The organism is Acidisphaera rubrifaciens HS-AP3 (genome assembly GCF_000964365.1).
GTDB classification, from domain to species: domain Bacteria; phylum Pseudomonadota; class Alphaproteobacteria; order Acetobacterales; family Acetobacteraceae; genus Acidisphaera; species Acidisphaera rubrifaciens.
In genome coordinates, this window is sequence record NZ_BANB01000636.1 from 1 (window position 1) to 728 (window position 728).

Consider the following 728-nt stretch of genomic DNA (forward strand, 5'->3'; position numbering starts at 1 on the left):
GTCGTCCCCTTGCCATGCGCGCCGCCCTTGCCCCTGGCGGGCGGCGCGGTGCCGGGGGTCGTCGTGCCGGGCATGTAGCGGCTCATGTCGGGCGGCGGGGCGGCGGGCGGCACGGCGCCGTTCGTCTCCTGCTCCAGCTCCTGCAGCGTGGGCGCGGTCTCGACCCCGGTCGGCCAGACGTTGCCCGGCTCGGTCTGCAGGACACCGACCGGCACATCGGCGCCCATGACGCGCTTCATGTTCTCCGAGTTGCCGGCCGGCAGGTTCGGATTGGTGTCATAGGTGAACGTGTCGCCCAGGAAGTCACCGAAATCGGCGCACCCCGGCAGCAGCAGGATCAGCGCGACGGCGGGACCAACGACAACGGGGCCGATCAGGGCTTTGCGCCACATCCAGTTGAGGCTCCTGGCACCGGACGGCACGCGCCGGCACGTGTTGCAGTCGGGCGCGCCCACCGAAGACGACGGGGCGCGCCGACCTGAAAGAAACGAGCAGAGGCGAGACGAACAGGGCCGGACCGGATGGGCCGAACCGATGGCCGGACCAGGCACATGACCGCCACGCTCTCTTGAAGCGTGGCCGAATGTGCCCCCGACGACGGCCGCGCTCAAGGACCGTGCGGGGGGCGGACCGGATTTTCCATCGACCGCAGCAGTTTAGTCGCAGCCGTGCGCATCGCGCATCAGCCGCGCGGTGACGGATCGTGCCGCTCTCCGCCTGCCACGGCC

At 70.9% G+C, this 728-nt stretch carries 1 pseudogene; it reads right to left on the reverse strand.

Annotated elements, in window-relative coordinates:
- Positions 1 to 392: pseudogene (locus tag B8460_RS15640) on the reverse strand (hypothetical protein); the annotation flags it as partial.
- Between the last annotated feature and the right edge of the window lie 336 nt (positions 393 to 728).